This window comes from Streptomyces sp. NRRL F-5123 (assembly GCF_000721495.1).
Classification (GTDB): Bacteria; Actinomycetota; Actinomycetes; order Streptomycetales; family Streptomycetaceae; genus Actinacidiphila.
This window is the reverse complement of sequence record NZ_JOHY01000046.1, coordinates 36,099-58,454: the sequence shown is the minus strand read 5'-3', so window position 1 is coordinate 58,454 and position 22,356 is coordinate 36,099. Positions and strand designations below refer to the sequence as shown.

Sequence of the window (22,356 nt, the reverse complement as noted above, 5' to 3'; positions counted from 1 at the left end):
CGAGGAGGTACCCCCGGAGTGGCCCCCGACCCCACCCACCGAAGCAGAAGCGCGATGCCCCGCCGGGCAACACCAGGGGCGCGTGGGGGTACCTCCCAGACGAAGCTCTGGGGGAGAACGGCGCGAGCAACCCCCACCCACAGAGGGTCGCGGGCACCACCGCAAGAGGCACCCCGTTGCGACGGGACCTCGCCGCCCGGCGGGCTAGACGCCGGCCACCTCCGACGCGAGAGCGTCAAGGCCGGATTCCGCCACCGACGCGGACGTCGACCCCGCGGTCATGAAGGCGAAGGCCAGCACCCGCCCCGCCGGGGTGACCGTCACCCCGGCGATCGTGTTGACCCCCGTCAGCGTGCCGGTCTTCGCGCGGACCACCCCCGCCCCCGCGGCAGCGGAGAACCGGGACGTGAGCGTGCCGCTGAAGGCGGCTATGGGGAGCCCGTCGAGGACGGGACGCAGCTCCGGGTGGGCCGGCGAGGCAGCCAGCGCCAGCAACCGGGTGAGCGCCGCGGGCGAGAGCGCGTCCGCGCGGTTGAGGCCGCTGCCGTCGGTGAAGACGGTCTTCCCGAGCGGGACCCCGTACGTCCGCAGCACCCGCGGAAGCGCCTGCGCGACACCGTCGAAGCTGAGCGGCTGCCCGGACGCCCGGGCGACCTGCCGGGCGAGCGCCTCGGCGATGTCGTTGTCGGAGTCCGTGAGCATCCGCTCGACGAGCTGGTCCAGCGGCGCCGAGTGGTGGACGGCGAGCCGAGCCCCGCCCGCGCCGCTCGCCTTCTTCGGGGTGCCGGTCACGGTGACGCCGTGCGACTCCAGGAGGTGGGCGAACTGCTGGGCGGCGGAGCGGGCCGGGTCGAGGGAGCGGGTCGCGGGCCCGGTGCTGCCCGGGTCGAGGCGGCCCTCGGAGGCCATGAGCGCGGTGACGGGCGCGAGGTTCTCGTTGACGCCGATGGGGTGGAGCGTGGGGCCGGAGTAGTACGAGGTGTCGTACCCCAGGTGGACGGAGTCCGTCCCGCGGGCGTGCAGCGCGGCGGCGGTGTCGGCGGCGAGCCGGTCGAGCGTGAGGGTGGGGTCGCCGCCGCCGACGAGCACGACCCGGTCGTCCGCCGTGGCGACCGCGGTGGTCGTGAGGGTGTACGCGTCGCCGAGGGTGCCGAGCGCGGCGACCGCGGTCGCGAGCTTGGTGGTGGACGCGGGCGTCATGGCGGTGCGGGACCCGCGGTCGTACAGCACCTGCCCGCTCGCGACGTCGAGCACGGACCCGGTGCGTACCGTCCCGAGGCCGGGCGCGGCCATGAGCGGCCCCAGCCGCGCCGCGAGGTCCGGGGCGAGCGAGGCGGGCGCCCGCCCGCTCCCGGCGGCGGCGAACACGGGCCCGGCGGCGGGCGCGTGGGCCCCGACGATGTCGACGCCCCCGCACCCGGCGGACCCGCCCGGCGCCGTGGCGCCGCACGGCGTGCCGGACGCGGCGTGCGGCGCCGCGTGCTTCGCCCCCGCCGAGCGCGATGCGGCGGAGTGGGACGCCGCGTAGGACCGTTCCGCCGTACGCTGGCCCGCGTCCCACGGTCCCGCCGCGGCCACCGCGACCGCGGCGAGCACCGCACCCACTACCGCGGAAATCCCCACGACCTGCACCGTTCTGTTGAGCGGCACCCCCGACCAGCCCCTTTCGCGACCACCCACTTACGTGGGAGACACTTAACCACCCGCACTATGCGCTGATCATGGAGGAGTACGGCCTTGGAGTTCGACGTCACGATCGAGATCCCGAAGGGTTCGCGGAACAAGTACGAGGTGGACCACGAGACCGGTCGTATCCGCCTGGACCGCAGGCTCTTCACCTCGACCAGCTACCCCGCCGACTACGGCTTCATCGAGAACAGCCTCGGCCAGGACGGCGACCCGCTGGACGCCCTCGTCCTGCTGGACGACCCGACCTTCCCCGGCTGCCTGATCACCTGCCGCGCCATCGGCATGTTCCGCATGACCGACGAGGCCGGCGGCGACGACAAGGTGCTGTGCGTGCCGGCGTCCGACCCGCGCGTGGAGCACCTGCGGGACATCCACCACGTGAGCGAGTTCGACCGGCTGGAGATCCAGCACTTCTTCGAGGTCTACAAGGACCTGGAGCCCGGCAAGTCCGTCGAGGGCGCCGACTGGGTCGGCCGCGCCGAGGCCGAGGCCGAGATCGAGGACTCCTTCCGCCGCCTGAAGGAGCACGGGCCGGGCCACTGAGCGCGTTCGCCGCATCGCCTTCGCAGCGGGGCGGGCCGCGGGGGAGACCCCGTACGGCCCGCCCTTGCGCGTCTCCGGGTTCTTTCCGGGTTCCCCGCCCGGCTGCGGGCGCCCCAAAGCACGGACCGGCAACGTACCGTGAAGGCATGACGAGCATCGGTGGAAGCGAGATGGTCGACTGGAACCTCGCCGTGGCCACGGCGCAGCGGCTCACCCGGCCGGGTCCGGAGGTGAGCCGGGACGAGGCCCGCGCGATCGTGGCCGAGCTGCGCGGGCACGCGCTGGCCTCGGAGGCGCACGTCCGCGGCTTCACCCGGATGTACGGCGACGACGCGCCGCCGCACGGCACGCCGGTCCTCGTCGTGGACCGCGCCGGGTGGGTGAAGGCCAACGTCGCGGGCTTCCGCGAGGTGCTCAAGCCGCTGCTGGTCAAGATGCAGGCGCGGCGGCCGGGCGGCCCCGGTGGGGCGGTGCTCGGCACGGTCGGCGGCAAGGTGACGGGCGTCGAGGTCGGGATGCTGCTGAGCTTCCTGTCCTCGCGCGTGCTGGGGCAGTACGAGACGTTCGCGCCGCCCAGCCGCGACATGCCCGCCGGGCCGGTCAAGCCCGCGCCGGGGCAGTCGCGGGCCGGGCGGCTGCTGCTCGTCGCGCCGAACATCGTGCACGTCGAGCGGGAGCTGGACGTCGACCCGCACGACTTCCGGCTGTGGGTGTGCCTGCACGAGGAGACGCACCGCACGCAGTTCTCGGCGGTGCCGTGGCTGCGCGACCACATCGAGTCCGAGATCCAGTCCTTCCTCGGCGAGACCGAGCTGGACGCCTCGACCGTGGTGGAGCGGATCCGGCAGGCCGTGCAGTCCTTCAGCGGGCAGAACGGGGCCAGGGAGCAGGAGCAGGCCGAGGCCCACGAGGACGAGGCAGACGGCGGGCGGAGCCTCGTCGACCTGGTGCAGACGGCCTCGCAGCGGGAGATCCTGGCCCGGCTGACCGGCGTGATGTCGCTTCTGGAGGGCCACGCGGACTACGTGATGGACGGCGTCGGGCCCGAGGTCGTGCCGTCGGTCGCCGAGATCCGGGAGAAGTTCAGCCGCCGCCGGGCCAGCGGCGCCGGGCGCCTGGACCAGGCGCTGCGCCGGCTGCTGGGCCTGGACGCGAAGCTGCGGCAGTACCGCGACGGCGAGCGCTTCGTGCGCGCGGTCGTGGACGAGGTCGGCATGGACGGCTTCAACAAGGTCTGGACGTCGCCGAACACGCTGCCGACGAAGGCCGAGATCGCCAAGCCCGCGGACTGGGTCACCCGCGTCCACGCCCGCCCCGCCGCCGAGGACTGACCGCCCCGCCGCCGGGAACGCCCGCCCCGCCGCCGAGGACCGGCCGCCCCGTCACCGGCGAGCCGCGGGGGGTCGGCGCGGCGCCCTCCGCCCGCGCCCCCGGGAGGGGACACGCGCCCCCGGTTCACCCGTCCGAGGGACCGTAAGCGCAGGGTAGGGCGTGCGATGCTCGGGTAATGCCCGGGCTTCTGTCACCATCTGAATACCCTGCGTCATCAACTCCCGAACTTCGCGAGCCCCCCGTGCTCACCGAGGTTCCCGCACCCAGCCTCCTCAGGAGGGAACCGGACATGGGACCCCACCCCACGGTCGCGGCGATACGCCTGGCGGTCCGCCGCGTCCTGCACGACGTCCTCGGCTCGTCCGCCGACCCGCACCCGCTGGTGCTCGCCGCCTGCAGCGGCGGCGCCGACTCCATGGCGCTCGCCGCCGCCCTCGCCTTCGAGGGCCCCCGTCTCGGCGTGCGCTCCGGCGCGGTCACCGTCGACCACGGCCTGCAGGACGGCTCCGCCGTGCGCGCGCAGGAAGTGGCCGGGCGGCTGCGCGCCCTCGGCCTCGACCCGGTCGACGCCGTCGGCGTGACCGTCGGCCGCCAGGGCGGCCCCGAGGCCGCCGCCCGCGACGCCCGCTACGCCGCCCTCGACGCGGCCGCCGAACGCTTCGGCGCCGCGGCCGTCCTCCTCGGCCATACCCGCGACGACCAGGCAGAAACGGTGCTGCTCGGGCTCGCCCGCGGCTCCGGGATCCGGTCGCTGTCCGGCATGGCCGCGGTGTCCGGCGTGGGCGGCCGCTACCGCCGCCCCTTCCTGCTGCTCGACCGCGACACCGTACGCCAGGGCTGCCTGGCCCAGGGCATCACCGTGTGGGAGGACCCGCACAACCACGACCCCGCCTACACCCGCTCGCGGGTCCGCCACGAGGCGCTGCCGGTGCTGGAGAAGTCGCTCGGCAAAGGCGTCGTCGAGGCCCTGGCCCGTACCGCCCAGCTGTCCCGGGACGACGCCGACGCGCTCGACCAGTGGGCCGCCGACGCGCAGGCCGACGCGGCGGGCGACGACGGCAGCCTCGACGTGCGGCGGCTGTCCACGCTGCCCGCCGCGGTGCGCCGCCGGGTGCTGCGCCGCAGCGCCATCGCCGCGGGCTCGCCGCCCGGCTTCCTCTTCGCCCGGCACATCGAGGAGGTGGACCGCCTGGTCACCGGCTGGCGCGGGCAGAAGGCGCTCAACCTGCCGGGCGGCGTCGCCGTCCGGCGGGCCAATGGCAGACTGTTCTTCTCGCCGTCGTAGCCAAGGGTGGGCCGACGTGCGCCGACGTGGACCCGAGCAGCTGAGGACGTACCAGGCAGTGAACGAGATCGACATGGGCACGGACCTGGAGAAAGTGCTCATCTCCAAGGCCGAGATCGACGCGAAGCTCTCCGAGCTGGCCGCACAGGTCGACCGGGACTACGCGGGCCGGGAGCTGCTGATCGTGGGCGTCCTCAAGGGCGCGGTCATGGTCATGGCGGACCTGGCCCGCGCCCTGTCCAGCCCTGTCACGATGGACTGGATGGCGGTGTCCTCCTACGGGGCGGGCACCAAGTCCTCCGGCGTCGTCCGCATCCTCAAGGACCTGGACACCGACATCGCCGGCCGCCATGTGCTGATCGTCGAGGACATCATCGACTCCGGCCTGACGCTCTCCTGGCTCATCAGCAACCTGGGCTCGCGCGGCCCGGCCTCGCTGGAGGTCTGCACGCTGCTGCGCAAGCCCGAGGCGGCCAAGGTGGAGATCGACGTCAAGTACACGGGCTTCGAGATTCCCAATGAATTCGTCGTGGGATACGGCCTGGACTACGCCGAGAAGTACCGGAATCTGCCCTTCGTCGGCACCCTCGCGCCGCACGTCTACGGCGGCTGACCGGCCCCGCCCGCCGGCCGGCCGCGAGCCGCCCGGATGCCCCCGGGAGGCCCCGGGGAACCTGCGCCGATATCCCGGCGTTGGAGCAGGAAAGCGGGTTGGTTAACAGTCGGCGGCGCCCTCGGGTGACAATGCTGGGGTACCGTCCGAAGGTCGGGTCATTACAACACCGGATGCACAGGCCGCCTGACAGGCGGTGAGGTGCCTCACTGTGGCAGGAGGGACGGGGCGGTTTCGCCCCGCATGGATGGACGTGAAGCGCTATTTCCGTGGGCCAGTCATGTGGATCGTGCTGGTTGTCCTCGCCGTGGTCGTGTTGATGCAGGTCGTCTCGTCCGGCGGCGGCTACAAGACGGTTGACACCGGCGCGGTCCTGCACGCGATCGACACCAATCAGGCCAAGTCCGCCGAGCTGACGACCGGGGACGACAACTCGATCAAGGTCCAGCTGAAGAACGGCGTCAAGATCGAGGGCAGCTCCAAGGTCCGCGCCAGCTACATCGGCGACCAGGGCGCGGCCATCGCGCAGGACCTGCAGAAGATCGTCGACGGCAAGGTCCCGGGGGTCCAGCTCCCGGACAAGTACACCGTCTCGCAGTCCAAGCAGAACGCCTTCGTCGGCATCCTGCTGTCGCTGCTGCCCTTCGTGCTGATCGTGGTGGTCTTCCTCTTCCTGATGAACCAGATGCAGGGCGGCGGCTCGCGCGTCATGCAGTTCGGGAAGTCCAAGGCCAAGCTGATCACCAAGGACACCCCCAAGACGACGTTCTCCGACGTCGCGGGTTGCGACGAGGCCGTCGAGGAGCTCCAGGAGATCAAGGAGTTCCTCCAGGAACCGGCCAAGTTCCAGGCCGTCGGAGCCAAGATCCCCAAGGGCGTGCTGCTCTACGGCCGGCCCGGTACCGGCAAGACGCTGCTCGCCCGGGCCGTCGCCGGCGAGGCGGGCGTCCCCTTCTACTCGATCTCCGGTTCCGACTTCGTCGAGATGTTCGTCGGTGTCGGCGCCAGCCGGGTGCGGGACCTGTTCGAGCAGGCCAAGGCCAACGCGCCGGCGATCGTCTTCGTCGACGAGATCGACGCCGTCGGCCGGCACCGCGGTGCGGGCCTCGGCGGCGGCCACGACGAGCGCGAGCAGACCCTCAACCAGCTGCTGGTCGAGATGGACGGCTTCGACGTCAAGGGCGGTGTGATCCTCATCGCCGCGACCAACCGGCCCGACATCCTCGACCCGGCGCTGCTGCGCCCGGGCCGCTTCGACCGGCAGATCGCGGTCGACCCGCCGGACCTGATGGGCCGCCTGGAGATCCTCAAGGTGCACCAGAAGGGCAAGCCCATCGCGCCGGACGTCGACATGATGGCCGTCGCCCGCCGCACCCCCGGCTTCACCGGCGCCGACCTGAGCAACGTGCTCAACGAGGCCGCGCTGCTGACCGCCCGCAGCGACAAGAAGCTGATCGACAACTTCGTCCTCGACGAGGCCATCGACCGCGTCGTGGCCGGTCCGCAGAAGCGCACCCGCATCATGTCGGACAAGGAGAAGAAGATCACCGCCTACCACGAGGGCGGTCACGCCCTGGTCGCGGCGGCCTCTCCCAGCTCCGACCCGGTGCACAAGGTCACGATCCTCTCCCGCGGCCGCGCCCTCGGCTACACGATGGTGCTGCCCGACGAGGACAAGTACTCGACCACGCGCAACGAGATGCTCGACCAGCTCGCCTACATGATGGGCGGCCGGGCCGCGGAGGAGCTCGTCTTCCACGACCCGACCACGGGCGCGTCCAACGACATCGAGAAGGCCACCGCCACGGCCCGCGCGATGGTCACGCAGTACGGCATGACCGAGCGCCTCGGCGCGATCAAGTTCGGCTCCTCCGACTCCGAGCCGTTCCTCGGCCGTGAGATGGGTCACCAGCGCGACTACTCCGAAGAGGTCGCCGGGCTGGTCGACGAGGAGGTCAAGAAGCTGATCGAGACCGCGCACAACGAGGCCTGGGAGATCCTGGTCGAGAACCGCGACGTGCTCGACAACCTGGTGCTCGCCCTGCTGGAGCGGGAGACGCTGAACAAGGAGGAGATCGCCGAGATCTTCGCCCCGATCGTGAAGCGCCCGCCGCGTCCGGCCTGGACGGGCTCCGCCCGCCGTACGCCGTCCACCCGGCCCCCGGTGCTCTCGCCGAAGGAGCTGGCGCTCACCAACGGCAGCCAGCCCGCCAACGGCAGCGGCCCGGCGGCGATCAGCACCGCCAAGCCGCCGGCCGAGCCTTCCGCCGAGCCGACGGCCCCGCCGGAGGACGGCCAGAGCGACGCCTGAGCGATCGCCTGACCCGGCGCCCGCGGTGCGAAGCCGCAGGTCCGGGGGCAGCCCGGAATGAAGGCCGCGGTCTCGGGGTTTTACCCTGGGACCGCGGCCCTTTTTCGCGGTTTCCGAGCTGTTTCCCAGCCGGCTGGGGCCGCACCGCTCACGGCATTGTCAGCACCGCAGGAACGAGGCACCCATGACGGACCCCGTGACGCTCGACGGCGAGGGGACCATCGGCGAGTTCGACGAGAAGCGCGCCGCGGCCGCCGTGCGCGAGCTCCTCATCGCCGTCGGCGAGGACCCGGACCGCGAGGGCCTGCGGGAGACGCCGGAACGCGTCGCGCGGGCCTACCGCGAGATATTCGCCGGCCTGTGGCAGGAGCCGGAGGACGTCCTGACGACGACCTTCGACCTCGGGCACGACGAGATGGTGCTGGTCAAGGACATCGAGGTGATGTCCTCGTGCGAGCACCACCTGGTGCCCTTCGTGGGCGTCGCCCACGTCGGCTACATCCCCTCGTCGTCCGGCAAGATCACCGGCCTGTCCAAGCTGGCCCGCCTCGTCGACGTCTACGCCCGCCGCCCCCAGGTCCAGGAGCGGCTGACCACCCAGATCGCCGACGCCCTCATGCGCATCCTGGAGCCGCGCGGCGTGATCGTCGTCGTCGAGTGCGAGCACATGTGCATGACGATGCGCGGGGTGCGCAAGCCCGGCGCGAAGACGATCACCTCCGCGGTGCGGGGGCAGCTGCGCGACCCGGCCACGCGGTCGGAGGCGATGAGCCTCATCATCGGGCGCGGCTAGGGACACACCCAGGCGGCTGGGGAGACACCCGGGCGCCCCGGGGCACACGCAGGGACACGCGCGGCGGCACGCCTAGGGCGTCGCCCCTCCCAGCCGCGCGCTGATCCACTCCAGTGCCGCCGGGATCTCGCGGTTCCACGTGGTGAAGTTGTGGCCGCCGCTCGGGAGGATGATCGACGAGACGTGGGTCGGGGCGCCGGCCGCGGCGATGAAGAGCCGGGTGTCCTTGTAGTTGTGCTCGCCCTTGCGGCTGCTGGTCACCAGCAGGCTCACCGGCGGGTGCGGGAGATGGCGCAGCCGCCACAGCAGGTCGTTCTCGCGGCGCCGCTGGGGGCTGCCGCCGTAGAGGTCGCCGGTCGTCGCGTCCTGCGGGGCGCCGTAGTCCGCGGACAGCCCGACGGCCACCGAGAAGCTGCCCGGGTCGCGCAGGGCCAGCTTGAGGGCGCAGTAGCCGCCGGTGGAGTCGCCGATCACCGCCCAGTTCCGCGGGCCCGCGGCAACCCGGTAGCGGGCGGTGATCTGGGTCGGCACGTCCTTGGCGAAGTACGTCTCCGTCTGCGGGCCGCCCGGCACGTCCGTGCACTCGGTGTCGCGCGGCGGGGCGACGGTCGGCCGCATCATGACCATCACCAGGGGCCGGGAGCGGCCCGCCCGCACCTGGCCGGCGTTGACCGCCGGATACCGCAGCTTCTTGTAGAGGGCCTCGGCGGTGCCCGGGTAGCCGGTGAGGACCAGCAGCGCCGGGAAGCGGGCGGTGGGCTCGCGGAAGTACTCGGGCGGCAGGTAGACGTACGCCTTGCCGGTGATGCCGGACACCCCGCCCGCGAGCGCCACCTGCTGGATCAGCCCGGCGCGCCGCACCGAACCGGCGGGCGCCCCCTGGCGCACCGTGCCGAGCACCCGCATCCCGCCGTTCTGCGGCGAGCCGAGCCCGTGGTCGACGACGACCCCCGGCGTGGTCTCGCGGCCGAAGAGGTCGGCCCAGGAGGCGTAGAAGCCGAAGGAGGTGTTGAGGGCCAGGCCGATCGCCGCGATCAGGGACAGCTGGGTACCCAGCAGGACCCCCACCCGGCCCAGTATCGGCAGCAGGCCGCGGCGGGAGAGCCGCGGCCACAGCCACACGGTGAGAATGAACAGCGTGAGCGCCAGCAGCACGGCTGCCAGCAGCACTTTCTTGCTCGTGAGACCCATGTCGGCTGGAGTGCTTTCTGCGTCGGCGTCCACTGGTACGGTCCGGGACGCAACCCGGGCAGCCAGGTTTCCGTCCTAGAGGGCGCAAAAATTCGTACTGGAGCAGATTGCGGGATGTGCCCGTGATTTCCCGGTGATGCTGTGGTTTGGTGGCTCATGTCTGTAGTGCTAGAGGGCGAAAGCCCGGTACGGGTTCCGCGGGCGGTGTGTGATGTCGGCTGACCGGCAGTCCCCAGAGCGCCGGCACCGCTGGCCGGTGCCGTCGCGAGCCGTACCCAGGATCATCGGCACCGCGACGGCCGTGATCGGCCTGCTGGACGTGATCTCGGCGGTCTTCCCGGCCTTCCGCAACGGGCGGATGCACCACATGGCCGCGGTCTTCCCCGGCACCGTCAGCACCCTGGCCGGTGCGACCTCGATCGTCACCGGCATCCTGCTGCTGATGCTCGCGCACGCCCTCAAGCGCGGAAAGGTCCGCGCGTGGTGGGCGACCGTCGCCCTGCTGCCGGTCGGCGCCGCCACCCAGCTGATCTACCGGCACTCGTACTTCGGCGCGTGCGTGTCCCTCGTGCTGCTCGCGGTGCTGGTGCGCAACCGGCGCGAGTTCACCGCGCTGTCCGACCCGCGCACCCGCTGGCGGGCGCTGCTGAACTTCGTGACGCTGAGCGCCACCGCCTTCGCCCTCGGCCTGGTCATCACCAGCGCCCACCCCGCCTCCGAGCGCGGCAACCCCGGGCTGCTCGACCGCTGCCAGCACGTCATGCTCGGCCTCTTCGGCGTCGAGGGGCCCGTCGGCTACACCAGCGACCGGGTCGGCGACCTCGTCGGCTACTCGCTCGGCGGCCTCGGCCTGCTGATCGCCGCCTCCACCGCCTACCTCGCGCTGCGCCCGGCCCGCCCGGTCGCCGAGCTGAGCGAGGCCGACGAGGCCCGGCTGCGCGCGCTCCTGGCCCGGCACGGCGGCCGCGACTCGCTCGGGCACTTCGCGCTGCGCCGCGACAAGTCCGTGGTCTTCTCGCCCAGCGGCAAGGCGGCCGTCTGCTACCGGGTGGTGTCCGGCGTGGCCCTGGCCGGCGGCGACCCGATCGGCGACGTCGAGGCGTGGCCCGGTGCGATCGAGTCCTTCGTCGACCTCGCCCGCGCCCACGCGTGGCTGCCCGCGATCGTCGGGTGCAGCGAGACCGGCGCCGAGGTGTGGACCCGCGAGACCGGCCTGGACGCCCTGGAGCTGGGCGACGAGGCCATCGTCGACACCGACCGCTTCACCCTCGAAGGCCGCGCCATGCGGAACGTGCGGCAGATGGTCAAGCGCATCGAGCGCGCCGGGTACGTCACCCGGGTGCGCCGCGTACGCGAGCTCGGAGAGGACGAGAAGCAGCAGGTCAGGCTGGCCGCCGACGCCTGGCGCGGCACCGACACCGAGCGCGGCTTCTCCATGGCGCTGGGCCGCTTCGGGGAGGACGTGGACGGCGACTGCGTCGTGGTCACCGCCCACAAGGAGCCCGACCCGGGCGCCGCCCACCCCGAGCTGGGCGACCTGCGGGCCGTGCTGCACTTCGTGCCGTGGGGCCGGGACGGGATGTCGCTGGAGATGATGCGCCGCGACCGCGCCGCCGACCCGGGCCTGAACGAGCTGCTGATCGTCGCCGCCCTCCAGCAGGCCCCGGGCCTCGGCGTGGCGCGCGTGTCGCTGAACTTCGCGATGTTCCGCTCCGCGCTGGCCCGCGGCGAGCGGATCGGCGCGGGACCGGTGCTGCGCGGCTGGCGCGGGCTGCTGGTCTTCCTGTCGCGCTGGTTCCAGATCGAGTCGCTGTACAAGTTCAACGCGAAATTCCAGCCCGAGTGGGTGCCCCGCTTCCTGGTCTTCCCCAACTCGCGCGACCTGCCCCGTATCGGCTTCGCGACCATGCAGGCCGAAGGCTTCGTGACCCTGTCGCTGCCGCTGCCCGACGCCGTCCAGCGCTTCCTGCCCGGCCGCGCCCGGCGCCCGCACCGGCAGCGGTCCGGGTACGCCGCCCCGCTCGACCACGCCGCAGCCGGCGTGGCGCGGGGGGCGTGCGCGGAGGGTGAGGGCGGCGAGGGCGGCGAGGGCGCGGACAAGCGGAGTGCGGTCGCCTGACCCGTACCGCCTACGCTGGTCGCATGAGTACCCAGCAGGGTCCCGCCGGACCCGTAGGACTGCCGCAGTGGGACCGCTGCGCGGTCATGGGCGTGGTCAACGTCACGCCGGACTCGTTCTCCGACGGCGGGCGGTGGTTCGACGCCGAGCTGGCCGTCAAGCACGGCCTCGACCTCGTCGCGCAGGGCGCCGACCTGGTCGACGTGGGCGGCGAGTCCACCCGGCCGGGCGCCGCGCGGGTCGACGAGGCCGAGGAGCTGCGCCGGGTGCTCCCGGTGGTGCGCGAGCTGGCCGCCGCGGGGGTGCTCGTGAGCGTCGACACGATGCGCGCGACCGTCGCCGAGCAGGCGCTCGCCGCGGGCGCGTCGCTGGTCAACGACGTGAGCGGCGGCCAGGCCGACCCCGCGATGATCCCGGTCGTCGCGGCCGCCGGCGCACCCTTCGTCGTCATGCACTGGCGCGGCCAGAGCATCGACATGAACAACCGGGCCGTCTACGCCGACGTGCTCCGCGAGGTCCTCGACGAGCTGCGCGCCGCCCTGGACCGCGCGGTCGCCGGCGGCGTCGACCCCGGGCGCATCGTCCTCGACCCCGGCCTCGGCTTCGCCAAGGAGACCCCGCACGACCTGGCGCTGCTCGCCCACCTCGGCGAGCTGCGCGCGCTCGGCCGGCCGCTGCTGGTGGCCGCCTCCCGCAAGCGCTTCCTCGGCCGCGTCCTGGCCGGCGACACCTCCGCCCCGCCACCGCCCGCCCGTGAACGCGACGCCGCCACCGCGGCCGTCACCGCGATCGCCGCCCGCGAGGGCGCCTGGGCGGTGCGGGTGCACGAGGTGCACGCGAGCGCCGACGCCGTACGCGTCGCGCGGGCCATCTCCGCGGCGGCGGGGACCACCGGGACCGGCGGCACGGAGGCGGGCGCATGACGGCGAAGACGGCGGAGGCGCGCGCGGTCGAGCGGGCCAACCAGGCCTTCTACGACGCGGTGGAGAACTCCGACCTCGACGCCCTGGAGGGGGTCGTCCTCGACGGCCCGCTCGCCGAGACCGTCGCCGTCGTCCACCCCGGCTGGCCGGTGCTGCGCGGACGCCGCGAGGTCATGCGGTCCTTCGCGCTCATCATGGCCAACACCGACTACATCCAGTTCTTCCTCACCGACGTCGAGATCGGCGTGGACGGCGACGCCGCCGTGGTCACCTGCACCGAGAACATCCTCACCGGCGGTCCCGCCGAGGAGGACGACCCGGCCGGCTCGTCGCTCGTCGGCGGACTCGTCGTGGCCACCAACGTCTTCCGGCGCACCGCCGACGGCTGGCAGCTGTGGGTCCACCACGGCTCCCCGGTGCTCGCCGAGCAGGACGACGAGACCGAAGCGGCGGAGAACGAGGAGTGAGGTGCCGGTGAGTGCCATGGACACGGTCGCGCTGCACGGCCTGAAGGTGCTCGGACACCACGGGGTCTTCGAGCACGAGCGGGAAGAGGGCCAGATCTTCGTGATCGACCTGGTCATGCGGCTGGACACCGCTCCCGCGGCAGCCGGTGACGACCTCGCCAGGACCGTGCACTACGGTGTGGTCGCCGAGGAGGTCGCGGCCGTCGTCTCCGGCGAGCCCGTCGACCTCATCGAGACTCTTGCCCAGCGCATCGCCGACACCTGCCTGGGGCACGAGGCCGTGCAGGAGGTCGAGGTGACCGTACACAAGCCCGACGCGCCCATCGCCGTGCCCTTCGACGACGTGACCGTGACCATCACCCGGAGGCGCCCGTGACCGCCGAATGGCCGGAGCAGTCCGCAGACCCCACCGTCCAGCCCGTTCCGGCGGCGGTCGTCGCAGCGGTCGACGCCGCCGACAGCACCCTGCAGAACCCGCAGACCGCCGTCATCTCCCTGGGCGGCAACCTCGGCAACCGGCTGGAGAACCTGCAGGGAGCCGTCGACGCGCTGGAGGACACCCCCGGGGTGCGCGTCAAGGCCGTCTCCCCGGTCTACGAGACCGAGCCGTGGGGCGTGCCCGCGGGCAGCCAGCCCGGCTACTTCAACGCCGTCGTCCTCATCCGCACCACCCTGCCGCCCGGCTCCCTGCTGGAGCGCGCCCACGCGATCGAGGAGGCCCACTCCCGGGTCCGCGCCGCGCACTGGGGCCCGCGCACCCTCGACGTCGACATCGTCGCCTACCAGGGCGTCCGCTCCGACGACCCCGTCCTCACACTGCCCCACCCCCGCGCCCACGAGCGCGCCTTCGTCCTCGTACCGTGGTACGACGTCGACCCGGCCGCCGAGGTCCCCGGCCGCGGCTCCGTCGCCGATCTGATCCCCACGGTCGACCGGCAGGGCGTCCAGCGCCGCGACGACGTGGAACTCCGGCTGCCCGAGTAGACGTTGCGTCAATGGCCGTGACCGGCGGCCGGAAGCTTGTAGGGGCATGTTCGACATGGAGGCGGGCGCTCGGTGACCACACTGCGAATCAGGACGCTGGCAGGGCTCTTCGCGGCCGCCCTGGTCGTGGCGTGGTCCGCGGCGCGGCTGTGGGACACGCTGGGCACGCTGCCCGGCGTGCCCGTGGCCGCGCCCATCGTCCTGGCGGTGATAGCCGCGGCGCTCCTCGCCACCGGCCTCTCGCTGCGGTCGCGGCTGCGGGCGCAGCGGGAGCGGCGTCCCGGTGCGAAGGGGGTCGATCCGCTCGCGGCCGCCCGCGCGCTGGTCTTCGCGCAGGCCAGCGCGCTGGTGGCTGCGCTGGTGGCGGGGATGTACGGGGGCACGTGCGTCTACCTCATCATGTACAAGCTCGACATGGACCCGCGCCGCCAGCAGGCCGTCTACGCGGGCCTGGCCTTCCTCGCCGGTGTCGCCGTGGTGGCGGCGGCGATCTTCCTTGAGCGCGTCTGCAAACTCCCGGAGGACCAGGACGGTCCGCCGGGAGCGCAGCCTTCGCGCCGCTGAGGGCTTGCGGGGGGTGGGGGTTCGCCGCGGGGTGCCTGTTGCGGTGGCCCGCGACCTTCCGTGGGTGGGGGTTGCTCGCGCCCGCGCGGCGGCGGCCGCACATCGGGTGCCGGCTCGCGCCGCTGGGTGTGCCCGGCGGGGTATCGCGCTTCTGCTTCGGTGGGTGGGTCGGGGGCCACTCCGGGGGTACCTCCTCGGAATGCGCGTTCGCCCTCTTACGTATTCGGTGACGGGCTGGGAAGCGCATTCCTGCGGGGGCACCCCCGGATCGTCCCCCTCCCGGGGTCTCGTCGGCGGCTGCCCGCCGGTGGGGGTGAATGTGCGAGGGACTGCGGTTCGCCCCCGACGGTGGTGCACCCCCACAGGTGGACAGAAGCTGTCGCCACCACCTGCACGGGTGGTGGGGGTGGGAAAACGCCCCGCGCCGCAGGCGCGGGAACCCGCACGGCGGGAAGCCGGAAGCCCACCTCGCGGTGGCGGGTTGACCCCGGAGGGGGGTGCGTGGGAAGTTCGGGGCGTGAAGGTACGTACGCCCAAGCTGACCCGGAGGGTCCATCTGGACCTCCTCCGGTACGCGGGCTGCGTGTGTACGGCCGCGCGCTGAGCGCTCAGCGCGCCTCCGGGCCCGCCGTCAACCTTCACATCCCCCGGGTGGATACCCATGCTCACCTCACGCCGTAAGGCAACCGCGCCCACCGCCGCGGAACTGCTGGACTTCGCGCGGCGCACGGCCGCCGACACCGCGCTCGTACGCGATCTCCCCCTCGACCCGGACGGCCGCACCTGGGCGCGTCTGGAAGGCCCGGCCGGCTCCGAGGCCTGGCTCATCGGGTGGCCCCCGGGCGCCGAGACCGGCTGGCACGACCACGGCGGGTCGTACGGCGCCTTCGTCACGGCGGCGGGCGAGCTGACGGAGCTGTCGCTCGCGGTGCCGCTGCCCGCGGAGGGCTGGCGGGCGCTGGAACTCGCCGACGGAGTCGACCGCAGCCGCGTCCTGCCGGAGGGCAAGGGGCGGGCGTTCGGGCGGCACCATGTGCACCAGGTCGAGAACCGCTCCCCGCGGACGCACGCGGTGTCCGTGCACGCCTACTACCCGCCGCTGCCGCTCATGCGCCGCTTCAGCCGCAAGGGCGGCACCCTGCGGCTGGAGCTGGTCGAGCGCCCCGAGGAGTGGTGATGGCGCCCTCGCTGGACGCGCACCTGGACGCGCTGCGGGCGACGTACCGCCGACTGGGCCCGGCGGAGGCGGCGGCTGCGGCGGAGGGCGGCGCGCTGCTCGTCGACATCCGTTACGGGGCGCTGCGGGACCGGGACGGCACGATCCCGGGCGCGGCGATCGTGGAGCGCAACGAGCTGGAGTGGCGCCTGGACCCGGAGGGATCGCACCGGCTGCCGGAGATCGTGTCGCACGAGCTGCCGGTGGTGGTGATCTGCAACGAGGGCTACGCCTCGACCCTCGCGGTGGCGTCGCTGCGCGGCCTGGGCCTGGCGGCGGTGACGGACCTGACCGGTGGTTTCCAGGCCTGGCGCGCGGCGGGTCTGCCGGTGGCGCCCCCGGACGGCACGCCGACCCGGCCGTCGCCGTCGGTGGCGGACCTGACCGTCAGCCCGCCTGACGGTCAGCCTGCTTGACGGTCGGGCCGGTTGAGCGGTCCGGGCCGCCTGGCGGTCGGGCTGACTGAGCGGTGGGGCCTGACCGTCAGCTGTGCTGACGGTCAGTTCGCCGACTCCATCGGGCGCCCTCGCGGACGGAGCGGTGCAGGGCCTCGTGGAGGCCGGTGGGGGTGAGGACACCCGTGAAGTGGTCGCCGTCGACTACGGCGACCCAGTCGGCGTCGTGCTGGAGTACGTGCTCGGCGCCTGCTTGAGGGGCGCGCCGAGCGGGACCTGGGCGCGCATGCCGCGGGTGTGGTCCGCGACCCCGGCTGCCGCCGGCGCCGCGAGCACCGGCCTGATGATCGGCTCGGCGGGCTCCACCGAGAGCGCGATCCTCGCCGAGTTGTACGCCAAAGCGATGTCCAATGCCGGATTCCACACCCCGGTGAAGACCCTCGCCGACCGCGAGCTGTACGAACCGGCCCTGGAGAAGGGCCAGATCGACGTCGTCCCGGAATATGCCGCGACACTCGCGGAGTTCCTCAACACCAAGGTCAATGGGCAGCACGCCGGACCGGTCGCCTCCAGTGACGTCACCGCCACCGTGACGGCGCTCGGCGAGATCGCCGAACCGCGCGGCCTGAAGGTGCTGTCGGCCGGCAAGGCGGTCGACCGGAATGCCTTTGCCGTCAGCCGGGAGTTCGCCGGGCAGCACCACCTCAAGACCCTTTCCGATCTTGGTGCCGCCAAGCTCAAGATCGGATTGGCGGCGGGCGACGAATGCCCCGACCGCCCCTACTGCGTACCCGGGCTGAAGGACGCCCGGCGGCACAAGACCGGGGAAGTGGCCGATCAGTAGGTCGAGGTGAAGGGGTTGTGAGGTGCGGACGGGCATTCACCATGACACCGGTCATGCCGCAAAAGGGATGAAACGGACCACGGTGAATGCCCGTCGTATTCGCACGGCAATTCCATCCCGCAATCGCACAGAAAAAGTGTGACCCGCTGCCCCACGGGCCGCCCGCGCACGCTAAATTTCTGGCCATGCCCCGTGGACGTCACCGCCATTCCCAGCCCCTGCACCGCATGCTGCCGCCGCTCACCGTCGGCGGCACGGCGGCCGTCCTCACCGCCGCGTCGTTCGTCGTCGCGGATTCCGGCGTGATACGGGTCATCACCGCCGCGACCGCGCTCACCGCCATAGCGGGAGCTGCGCTCGCCCGCACGTGGGACCGCGCCGCCGGGCGCAAGGTCGCCGACCTCGAAGCCGGCCGCGTCCGCGAGGAGTGGCGGACCGAGGAGCGGGTCGCCGAGCTGGAGTCGGACCTGGAGGAGTCGCGGGACATCCGCGCCCGCCTGGAGAAGAAGCTCCGCGGCAAGCGCGGCGAACTGGCCAGGCTCCGCACCGAGCACGCCGACCTGCTGCGGCGGTACGCCACCGCCGAGGCCGAGCGGGCGCGAACGCTGGAGAAGATCCGCGAGCTGCGGGTCGGCGACGTCCCACAGCAGCAGCTCGCCCTGCCGGGCGGCTCGCCCGTCGGCCCCGCGGCCTTCCTCAAGGCCGAGCAGGCCCTGCGGGAGCTGTCCCGCAACGCCGCCCGCCAGCAGGCCCAGGCCACCGTCGACGCGGCCCGCCGCCGCGAGGCCGCCGCCCCCGAGGAGCCCGAGGGCCGCCACACCGCCGAGGCCCACGCCCGCGCGGGCCTCGCCCCCCGGGAGACCCGCCTCGTCCCCGCGGCGGCCGCGGTGCTCCCCTACGCGCAGTCCGGCACGTATCCCGCCGGGCGGGCCGTCGGGGGCTTCGACTTCTTCGGCACCCAGAAGGAGCTTCCGGCCGCGCCCGCCGCGGGCCCCGCGCTGCCGCCCGCCGCCGCCCCGCCCGCCGCCGCCGAGCACGTGCAGGCCGCGGAGGCGTCCGAGGTCATCGACCTCACGGCCCACGACGACACCGAGCAGCTCGACATGTCGGGCCTGCGGGCCCAGGCGTAAGCCGCTACGGGAGCGGGTGGACCTCCATCGTCGGGGACAGGTGGACGTCGATCTCGCGGATACGGGTGCCCGCCACCTTGAAGGTGAGTACGCGGTAGTCGGGGGTGCCCCGGCCGTAGACGATGGCGACCCTGCCGTCGACCAGGGCGAGCGCGGACTCGCCGGTCAGTGTCGCGGAGAGCCGGGCGCCGCGGGCGACCTCGTGGGCTCCGTGGCGGACGGGGACGCCGGGGATGTCGGAGCGGGAGACGACGTCCGGGTCCAGGACGGCGACCAGGGCCTCGAAGTCGCCCAGCCGGGCCGCCGCGAGGAAGGCCCCCACGACCTGCCGCTGGAGTGTGAGATCGGGCTCGGGCGGGGACAGCGGGGCGCCCTGGACGCGCCGCCGGGCGCGCGAGGCCAGCTGGCGGGCGGCCGCCGGCGTACGGTCCACGATCGGCGCGATCTCGTCGAACGGCACCGCGAACATGTCGTGCAGCACGAACGCCAGCCGCTCCGCCGGCTCCAGCGTCTCCAGCACGACCAGCAGCGCGAGCCCGACGGAGTCGGCGAGCAGCGCGTCCTGCTCCGGGTCGGGGGCACCCGGCGCCTGCTCGACCTCGCTCAGCGGCTCCTCCCCGCGCCGCCGCCGGGACCGCAGCATGTCCAGGCACACCCGCCCCACGACCGTCGTGAGCCACCCGCCGAGGTTGCCCACCCCCGCGTCACCGGCGCGGCTCAGCCGCAGCCACGCCTCCTGCACCGCGTCCTCCGCCTCCGCGGTGGAGCCCAGCATGCGGTAGGCCACCGCGCGCAGATGCCCCCGGTGCGCCTCGAAGCGCTCGGCCAGCAGTTCGTCGCCCATCACGTTCCTCCGTCGCTTACCCTGCCGCTCTGACTCCCGGCGGGCGGCGGATGTGACAGGACGGCGGACTACTTGTCGATGTCGCCGACCACGAAGAACATCGAGCCGAGGATCGCGACCATGTCGGCCACCAGCGTGCCGGGCAGCAGCACGGTCAGCGCCTGGATGTTGTTGAACGACGCCGAGCGCAGCTTCAGCCGGTGCGGCGTCTTCTCGCCCTTCGACACCAGGTAGTAGCCGTTGAGCCCGAGCGGATTCTCCGTCCAGGCGTACGTGTGGCCCTCCGGGGCCTTCAGCACCTTCGGCAGCCGCTGGTTCACCGGCCCCGGCGGCAGCTCCGCCAGCCGGTCCAGGCACGCGTCCGCCAGGTCCAGCGCCACGTGCGTCTGCTCCAGCAGCACCTCGAAACGCGCCAGGCAGTCGCCCTCCTCGCGCGTCACGACGCGCAGGGTGTCCGCCAGCTCCCCGTACGCCAGGTACGGTTCGTCGCGCCGCAGGTCGAAGTCCACGCCGCTCGCCCGCGCGATCGGCCCGCTCACCCCGAAGCCGTGCACGTCCTGCGGGGACAGCACGCCGATCCCGCGGGTCCGCCCGCGGAAGATCTCGTTGCCGAGCACCAGGTCGTCGATCCGCCCCATCCGCGACCGCACCCCCGCGACCGCCGCCCGCGCCCGCCCCGTCCAGCCGTTCGGCAGGTCCTCCTTCAGCCCGCCGACCCGGTTGAACATGTAGTGCATCCGCCCCCCGGAGACCTCCTCCATCACGTGCTGCAACTCCTCGCGCTCCGTGAACGCGTAGAAGATCGGCGTGATCCCGCCCAGCTCCAGCGGATACGACCCGAGGAACATCAGGTGGTTCAGCACGCGGTTCAGCTCCGCGAGCAGGGTGCGCGTCCAGACCGCGCGCTCCGGCACTTCCATGCCGAGCATCCGCTCCACCGCGAGCACGACGCCCAGCTCGTTCGAGAACGCGGACAGCCAGTCGTGGCGGTTGGCCAGCATGATGATCTGCCGGTAGTCCCGGGCCTCGAACAGCTTTTCCGCGCCGCGGTGCATGTAGCCGATGATCGGCTCGGCGGAACGGATCCGCTCGCCGTCGAGGGCGAGCCGCAGACGGAGCACTCCGTGGGTGGAGGGGTGCTGGGGGCCGATGTTCAGCACCATGTCCGTGCTTTCGGCTGCGCCGCCGATGCCGATGGTGGTCTCCGTCATGAGGCCATCCTCTCAGGCGCGGAGTGGTCGGGCCGCGGGTCCCCGCACCGGGGCGGGATGGTCGGGCCGCGGGTCCCCGCACCGGGGCGGGGCTTGCGGTGGTTTTCGCGACCTTGCCGTCGGTGGATGGTTGCTCGCGCCCGCGCGGCGCCAGCCGCACATCAGATGCAGCCCCGCGCCCCTGTTGTTGCCCGGCGGGGCATCGCGCTGTCCGTGCGGTGGGTGGGGTCGGGGGCCACTCCGGGGGTACCTCCTCGGAATGCGCGTCTGGCCTCTCCCCGAGCGTGGCGGGGAGTCGGTGCGCATTCCTGCGGGGGCACCCCCGGATCGTCCCCCTCCCGACGTTGCGTTGGCGGCTGCCCGCCGGTGGGGGTGAGTGTGCGAGGGACTGCGGTTCGCCCCCGGCGGCGAATGCGCCCCGCAGGTGGACAGAAAGCCGACGTCCCACCCGCCCCCGCGCCGCCAGGCGCGGACACCCCGATAGCGGTTCGCCCCCGATGGCGCGTCACCCCCCACAGGTGGCCGTCAGCCAACGTCCCACTCGCACGGGTGGTGGGGGTGGTCAGGGGAGGGTGAGGAGGAGGCGGGCCTCGGTTTGCGGGGGGAGGCCGACCGGGGGGCGGTCGGGGCGGTGGGGGGCCTTGCCGCCGATGGACTGGAGCCAGGACCAGGTGTCGGCGACGGTCGCCGTGACGTCACGGCAGCGCAACCCGGCCCGGAGGGCCTTGGCGGGGTTGGCGCCGTGCATGCCGGCGTGCTCGGGGCCCGGCGGGAGCCAGAGGGGGAGGTCCGTCCAGGGCTGGATGCCCGCGGCCAGGATGGCGTCGGGGTCGGCCCAGACGAATTCGGCGGCGCCGCCCGTCGCCGCGGCGCACGCGGCGAGGAAGGAGCCCGTCGTGGTGTGGCCGGGCTCGCTCACGACGTCGTACGGTCCGCCGAGCCCGGCGGCGAGGGCGTCCAGCGTCCAGGCGGCGAGATCGCGTACGTCCACGTACTGGAGCGGCAGGTCGCGCGGCCCCGGAGCCAGGACGCGGCCGCCGCGCGCGACGCGGTTCAGCCACCACGGGAGCCGGCCGATGTCCTCGTACGGCCCGAGGATCAGCCCCGCCCGGAGGAGCAGGGCCGCGTCCCCGAAGACCTCCTCCAGCGCCATCTCGGCCCCCCGCTTGACCTGGGCGTAGTCACCGTCCCCGCCCTCCACGAGCGGGGCCTCCTCCGTGCCACCCTCCGGCGGCGGGTACGCGTAGACGGAGCGGCTCGACACGTACGCGTACCGCCCCACCCTCCCCTTGAGCGCTTCCGCGGACCGGCCCACCACTCCGGGCGCCCCGGACCACGTGTCCACCACCACGTCCCACTCCCCGCCCGTGATCCCGGCGAGGTCCCCTTCCCGCTCCCCGGCCACCACCCGCGCCACCCCTTCCGGCACGGCCCGCTTCCCCCGGTTGAACAGAGTCACCTCCCACCCCCGCGCAATCGCCTCCTCGGCCATAGCCCGCCCGACGAACCCCGTCCCGCCCAACATCAACATCGTCCTCTTCGCCATGCCCCCCACCCTCCCCCTCCCTTGCGGGCCCACCCCTTCATTTCGCTGAGAGCTGCCTCAACGGAGGCAGTCGCCTTCCGTCGGCGGGGGGCCCGCGCCTGCGGCGCGGGTGTTTCCCACCCCCCACCACCCGTGCGGGTGGGACGTCGGCTTTCTGTCCCCCTGCGGGGCGCATTCGCGGTCGGGGGCGAACCGCAGTCCCTCGCACGCTCACCCCCACCGGCAGGTGGCCGCCGACGAGACGTCGGGAGGGGGACGATCCGGGGGTGCCCCCGCAGGAATGCGCTTCCCAGCCCCTACCGCATACGGATGAGGGTGAACGCGCATTCCGAGGAGGTACCCCCGGAGTGGCACCC

The 22,356-nt window shown here is 73.2% G+C and carries 20 protein-coding genes and 1 pseudogene; 16 read left to right on the top strand and 5 right to left on the bottom strand.

Annotated features, from left to right (window positions below; all coding sequences use genetic code 11):
* Positions 1–204 precede the first annotated feature (204 nt).
* Positions 205–1,650, bottom strand: a complete 1,446-nt coding sequence (gene dacB / locus IH54_RS0128880; protein WP_043182568.1) for a D-alanyl-D-alanine carboxypeptidase/D-alanyl-D-alanine-endopeptidase — start codon at positions 1,648–1,650, stop codon at positions 205–207.
* Between the two features lie 87 nt (positions 1,651–1,737).
* On the opposite strand from dacB, the gene IH54_RS0128875 reads away from it, so the two are divergent.
* From IH54_RS0128875 to folE, 6 genes are all read left to right on the top strand, one after another.
* On the top strand, positions 1,738–2,232 hold the full coding sequence (locus IH54_RS0128875) for an inorganic diphosphatase (protein WP_031522391.1): 495 nt from the start codon (positions 1,738–1,740) through the stop codon (positions 2,230–2,232).
* Between the two features lie 146 nt (positions 2,233–2,378).
* The gene (locus IH54_RS0128870; RefSeq protein WP_031522389.1) at positions 2,379–3,563 is read left to right on the top strand and encodes a zinc-dependent metalloprotease; all 1,185 of its coding nucleotides are present in this window, start codon (positions 2,379–2,381) and stop codon (positions 3,561–3,563) included.
* A gap of 290 nt (positions 3,564–3,853) precedes the next feature.
* Positions 3,854–4,849 carry a tRNA lysidine(34) synthetase TilS gene (gene tilS, locus IH54_RS0128865; protein WP_031522388.1) on the top strand — a complete coding sequence of 332 codons (996 nt, stop codon included), beginning with the start codon at positions 3,854–3,856 and terminating at the stop codon, positions 4,847–4,849.
* Positions 4,850–4,907: 58 nt separating this feature from the next.
* Entirely contained in the window at positions 4,908–5,462 is a 555-nt protein-coding gene (gene hpt, locus IH54_RS0128860) for a hypoxanthine phosphoribosyltransferase (protein ID WP_031522386.1), read from the top strand.
* Positions 5,463–5,709: 247 nt separating this feature from the next.
* Positions 5,710–7,773, top strand: coding sequence for an ATP-dependent zinc metalloprotease FtsH (gene ftsH / locus IH54_RS0128855; RefSeq protein WP_031522385.1), 2,064 nt, complete (start codon positions 5,710–5,712; stop codon positions 7,771–7,773).
* Positions 7,774–7,957: 184 nt separating this feature from the next.
* On the top strand, positions 7,958–8,566 hold the full coding sequence (folE, locus tag IH54_RS0128850) for a GTP cyclohydrolase I FolE (protein WP_031522383.1): 609 nt from the start codon (positions 7,958–7,960) through the stop codon (positions 8,564–8,566).
* Positions 8,567–8,638: 72 nt separating this feature from the next.
* On the opposite strand, the gene IH54_RS0128845 is transcribed toward folE, so the two are convergent.
* Complete coding sequence (locus IH54_RS0128845; protein ID WP_031522381.1) at positions 8,639–9,757, bottom strand: alpha/beta hydrolase; 1,119 nt, start codon at positions 9,755–9,757, stop codon at positions 8,639–8,641.
* A gap of 211 nt (positions 9,758–9,968) precedes the next feature.
* On the opposite strand from IH54_RS0128845, the gene IH54_RS0128840 reads away from it, so the two are divergent.
* The 10 genes and pseudogenes from IH54_RS0128840 to IH54_RS0128795 all read left to right on the top strand — a co-directional run bounded on the left by IH54_RS0128840 (position 9,969) and on the right by IH54_RS0128795 (position 18,399).
* A complete protein-coding gene (locus IH54_RS0128840; protein WP_078862603.1) occupies positions 9,969–11,876 on the top strand; it encodes a phosphatidylglycerol lysyltransferase domain-containing protein in 1,908 nt (635 codons plus the stop codon).
* A gap of 23 nt (positions 11,877–11,899) precedes the next feature.
* Entirely contained in the window at positions 11,900–12,799 is a 900-nt protein-coding gene (folP, locus tag IH54_RS0128835) for a dihydropteroate synthase (RefSeq protein ID WP_031522379.1), read from the top strand.
* A complete protein-coding gene (locus IH54_RS0128830) occupies positions 12,796–13,266 on the top strand; it encodes a nuclear transport factor 2 family protein (protein WP_031522375.1) in 471 nt (156 codons plus the stop codon). The genes folP and IH54_RS0128830 overlap by 4 nt, the downstream gene beginning before the upstream one ends.
* Before the next feature lie 16 nt (positions 13,267–13,282).
* Positions 13,283–13,642 (top strand): dihydroneopterin aldolase, encoded by a 360-nt coding sequence (folB, locus tag IH54_RS0128825; RefSeq protein WP_031522373.1) that lies wholly within the window; start codon positions 13,283–13,285, stop codon positions 13,640–13,642.
* Positions 13,639–14,250, top strand: a complete 612-nt coding sequence (folK, locus tag IH54_RS0128820) for a 2-amino-4-hydroxy-6-hydroxymethyldihydropteridine diphosphokinase (RefSeq protein WP_031522372.1) — start codon at positions 13,639–13,641, stop codon at positions 14,248–14,250. The genes folB and folK overlap by 4 nt, the downstream gene beginning before the upstream one ends.
* A gap of 72 nt (positions 14,251–14,322) precedes the next feature.
* Positions 14,323–14,814: a DUF3180 domain-containing protein gene (locus tag IH54_RS0128815; protein ID WP_031522369.1), complete on the top strand. Its 492-nt coding sequence runs from the start codon at positions 14,323–14,325 to the stop codon at positions 14,812–14,814.
* 661 nt (positions 14,815–15,475) lie between these two features.
* The gene (locus IH54_RS0128810; RefSeq protein WP_031522367.1) at positions 15,476–15,991 is read left to right on the top strand and encodes a cysteine dioxygenase; all 516 of its coding nucleotides are present in this window, start codon (positions 15,476–15,478) and stop codon (positions 15,989–15,991) included.
* Positions 15,991–16,446, top strand: coding sequence for a rhodanese-like domain-containing protein (locus IH54_RS0128805; protein WP_052397982.1), 456 nt, complete (start codon positions 15,991–15,993; stop codon positions 16,444–16,446). Before IH54_RS0128810 ends, IH54_RS0128805 begins: the two co-directional genes overlap by 1 nt.
* A 265-nt stretch (positions 16,447–16,711) precedes the next feature.
* Positions 16,712–17,227, top strand: a pseudogene (locus IH54_RS0128800) (glycine betaine ABC transporter substrate-binding protein); the annotation flags it as partial.
* 227 nt (positions 17,228–17,454) lie between these two features.
* Positions 17,455–18,399: a hypothetical protein gene (locus tag IH54_RS0128795; protein WP_031522361.1), complete on the top strand. Its 945-nt coding sequence runs from the start codon at positions 17,455–17,457 to the stop codon at positions 18,397–18,399.
* A gap of 4 nt (positions 18,400–18,403) precedes the next feature.
* Here the strand turns inward: IH54_RS0128795 and IH54_RS0128790 are convergent, their stop codons facing one another.
* The 3 genes from IH54_RS0128790 to IH54_RS45765 form a co-directional block, all read right to left on the bottom strand.
* Positions 18,404–19,243, bottom strand: a complete 840-nt coding sequence (locus tag IH54_RS0128790; RefSeq protein ID WP_043182566.1) for a sigma-70 family RNA polymerase sigma factor — start codon at positions 19,241–19,243, stop codon at positions 18,404–18,406.
* Positions 19,244–19,311: 68 nt separating this feature from the next.
* A complete protein-coding gene (locus IH54_RS0128785; protein WP_031522357.1) occupies positions 19,312–20,454 on the bottom strand; it encodes an NADH-quinone oxidoreductase subunit D in 1,143 nt (380 codons plus the stop codon).
* Between the two features lie 562 nt (positions 20,455–21,016).
* Positions 21,017–22,000 carry an NAD-dependent epimerase/dehydratase family protein gene (locus tag IH54_RS45765; RefSeq protein ID WP_199923480.1) on the bottom strand — a complete coding sequence of 328 codons (984 nt, stop codon included), beginning with the start codon at positions 21,998–22,000 and terminating at the stop codon, positions 21,017–21,019.
* Positions 22,001–22,356 lie beyond the last annotated feature (356 nt).

Excerpts from the sequence above, each read along its gene's own strand:
- folP (WP_031522379.1), top strand. The coding sequence starts at position 11,900 with ATGAGTACCCAGCAGGGTCCCGCCGGACCCGTAGGACTGCCGCAGTGG.
- IH54_RS0128840 (WP_078862603.1), top strand. The coding sequence starts at position 9,969 with ATGTCGGCTGACCGGCAGTCCCCAGAGCGCCGGCACCGCTGGCCGGTG.
- IH54_RS45765 (WP_199923480.1), bottom strand. The coding sequence starts at position 22,000 with ATGGCGAAGAGGACGATGTTGATGTTGGGCGGGACGGGGTTCGTCGGG.
- folB (WP_031522373.1), top strand. The coding sequence starts at position 13,283 with ATGGACACGGTCGCGCTGCACGGCCTGAAGGTGCTCGGACACCACGGG.
- IH54_RS0128790 (WP_043182566.1), bottom strand. The coding sequence starts at position 19,243 with ATGGGCGACGAACTGCTGGCCGAGCGCTTCGAGGCGCACCGGGGGCAT.
- folE (WP_031522383.1), top strand. The coding sequence starts at position 7,958 with ATGACGGACCCCGTGACGCTCGACGGCGAGGGGACCATCGGCGAGTTC.
- IH54_RS0128845 (WP_031522381.1), bottom strand. The coding sequence starts at position 9,757 with ATGGGTCTCACGAGCAAGAAAGTGCTGCTGGCAGCCGTGCTGCTGGCG.
- IH54_RS0128805 (WP_052397982.1), top strand. The coding sequence starts at position 15,991 with ATGGCGCCCTCGCTGGACGCGCACCTGGACGCGCTGCGGGCGACGTAC.
- IH54_RS0128785 (WP_031522357.1), bottom strand. The coding sequence starts at position 20,454 with ATGACGGAGACCACCATCGGCATCGGCGGCGCAGCCGAAAGCACGGAC.
- tilS (WP_031522388.1), top strand. The coding sequence starts at position 3,854 with ATGGGACCCCACCCCACGGTCGCGGCGATACGCCTGGCGGTCCGCCGC.
- IH54_RS0128795 (WP_031522361.1), top strand. The coding sequence starts at position 17,455 with ATGCCCCGTGGACGTCACCGCCATTCCCAGCCCCTGCACCGCATGCTG.
- IH54_RS0128870 (WP_031522389.1), top strand. The coding sequence starts at position 2,379 with ATGACGAGCATCGGTGGAAGCGAGATGGTCGACTGGAACCTCGCCGTG.
- ftsH (WP_031522385.1), top strand. The coding sequence starts at position 5,710 with ATGGACGTGAAGCGCTATTTCCGTGGGCCAGTCATGTGGATCGTGCTG.
- IH54_RS0128810 (WP_031522367.1), top strand. The coding sequence starts at position 15,476 with ATGCTCACCTCACGCCGTAAGGCAACCGCGCCCACCGCCGCGGAACTG.
- IH54_RS0128830 (WP_031522375.1), top strand. The coding sequence starts at position 12,796 with ATGACGGCGAAGACGGCGGAGGCGCGCGCGGTCGAGCGGGCCAACCAG.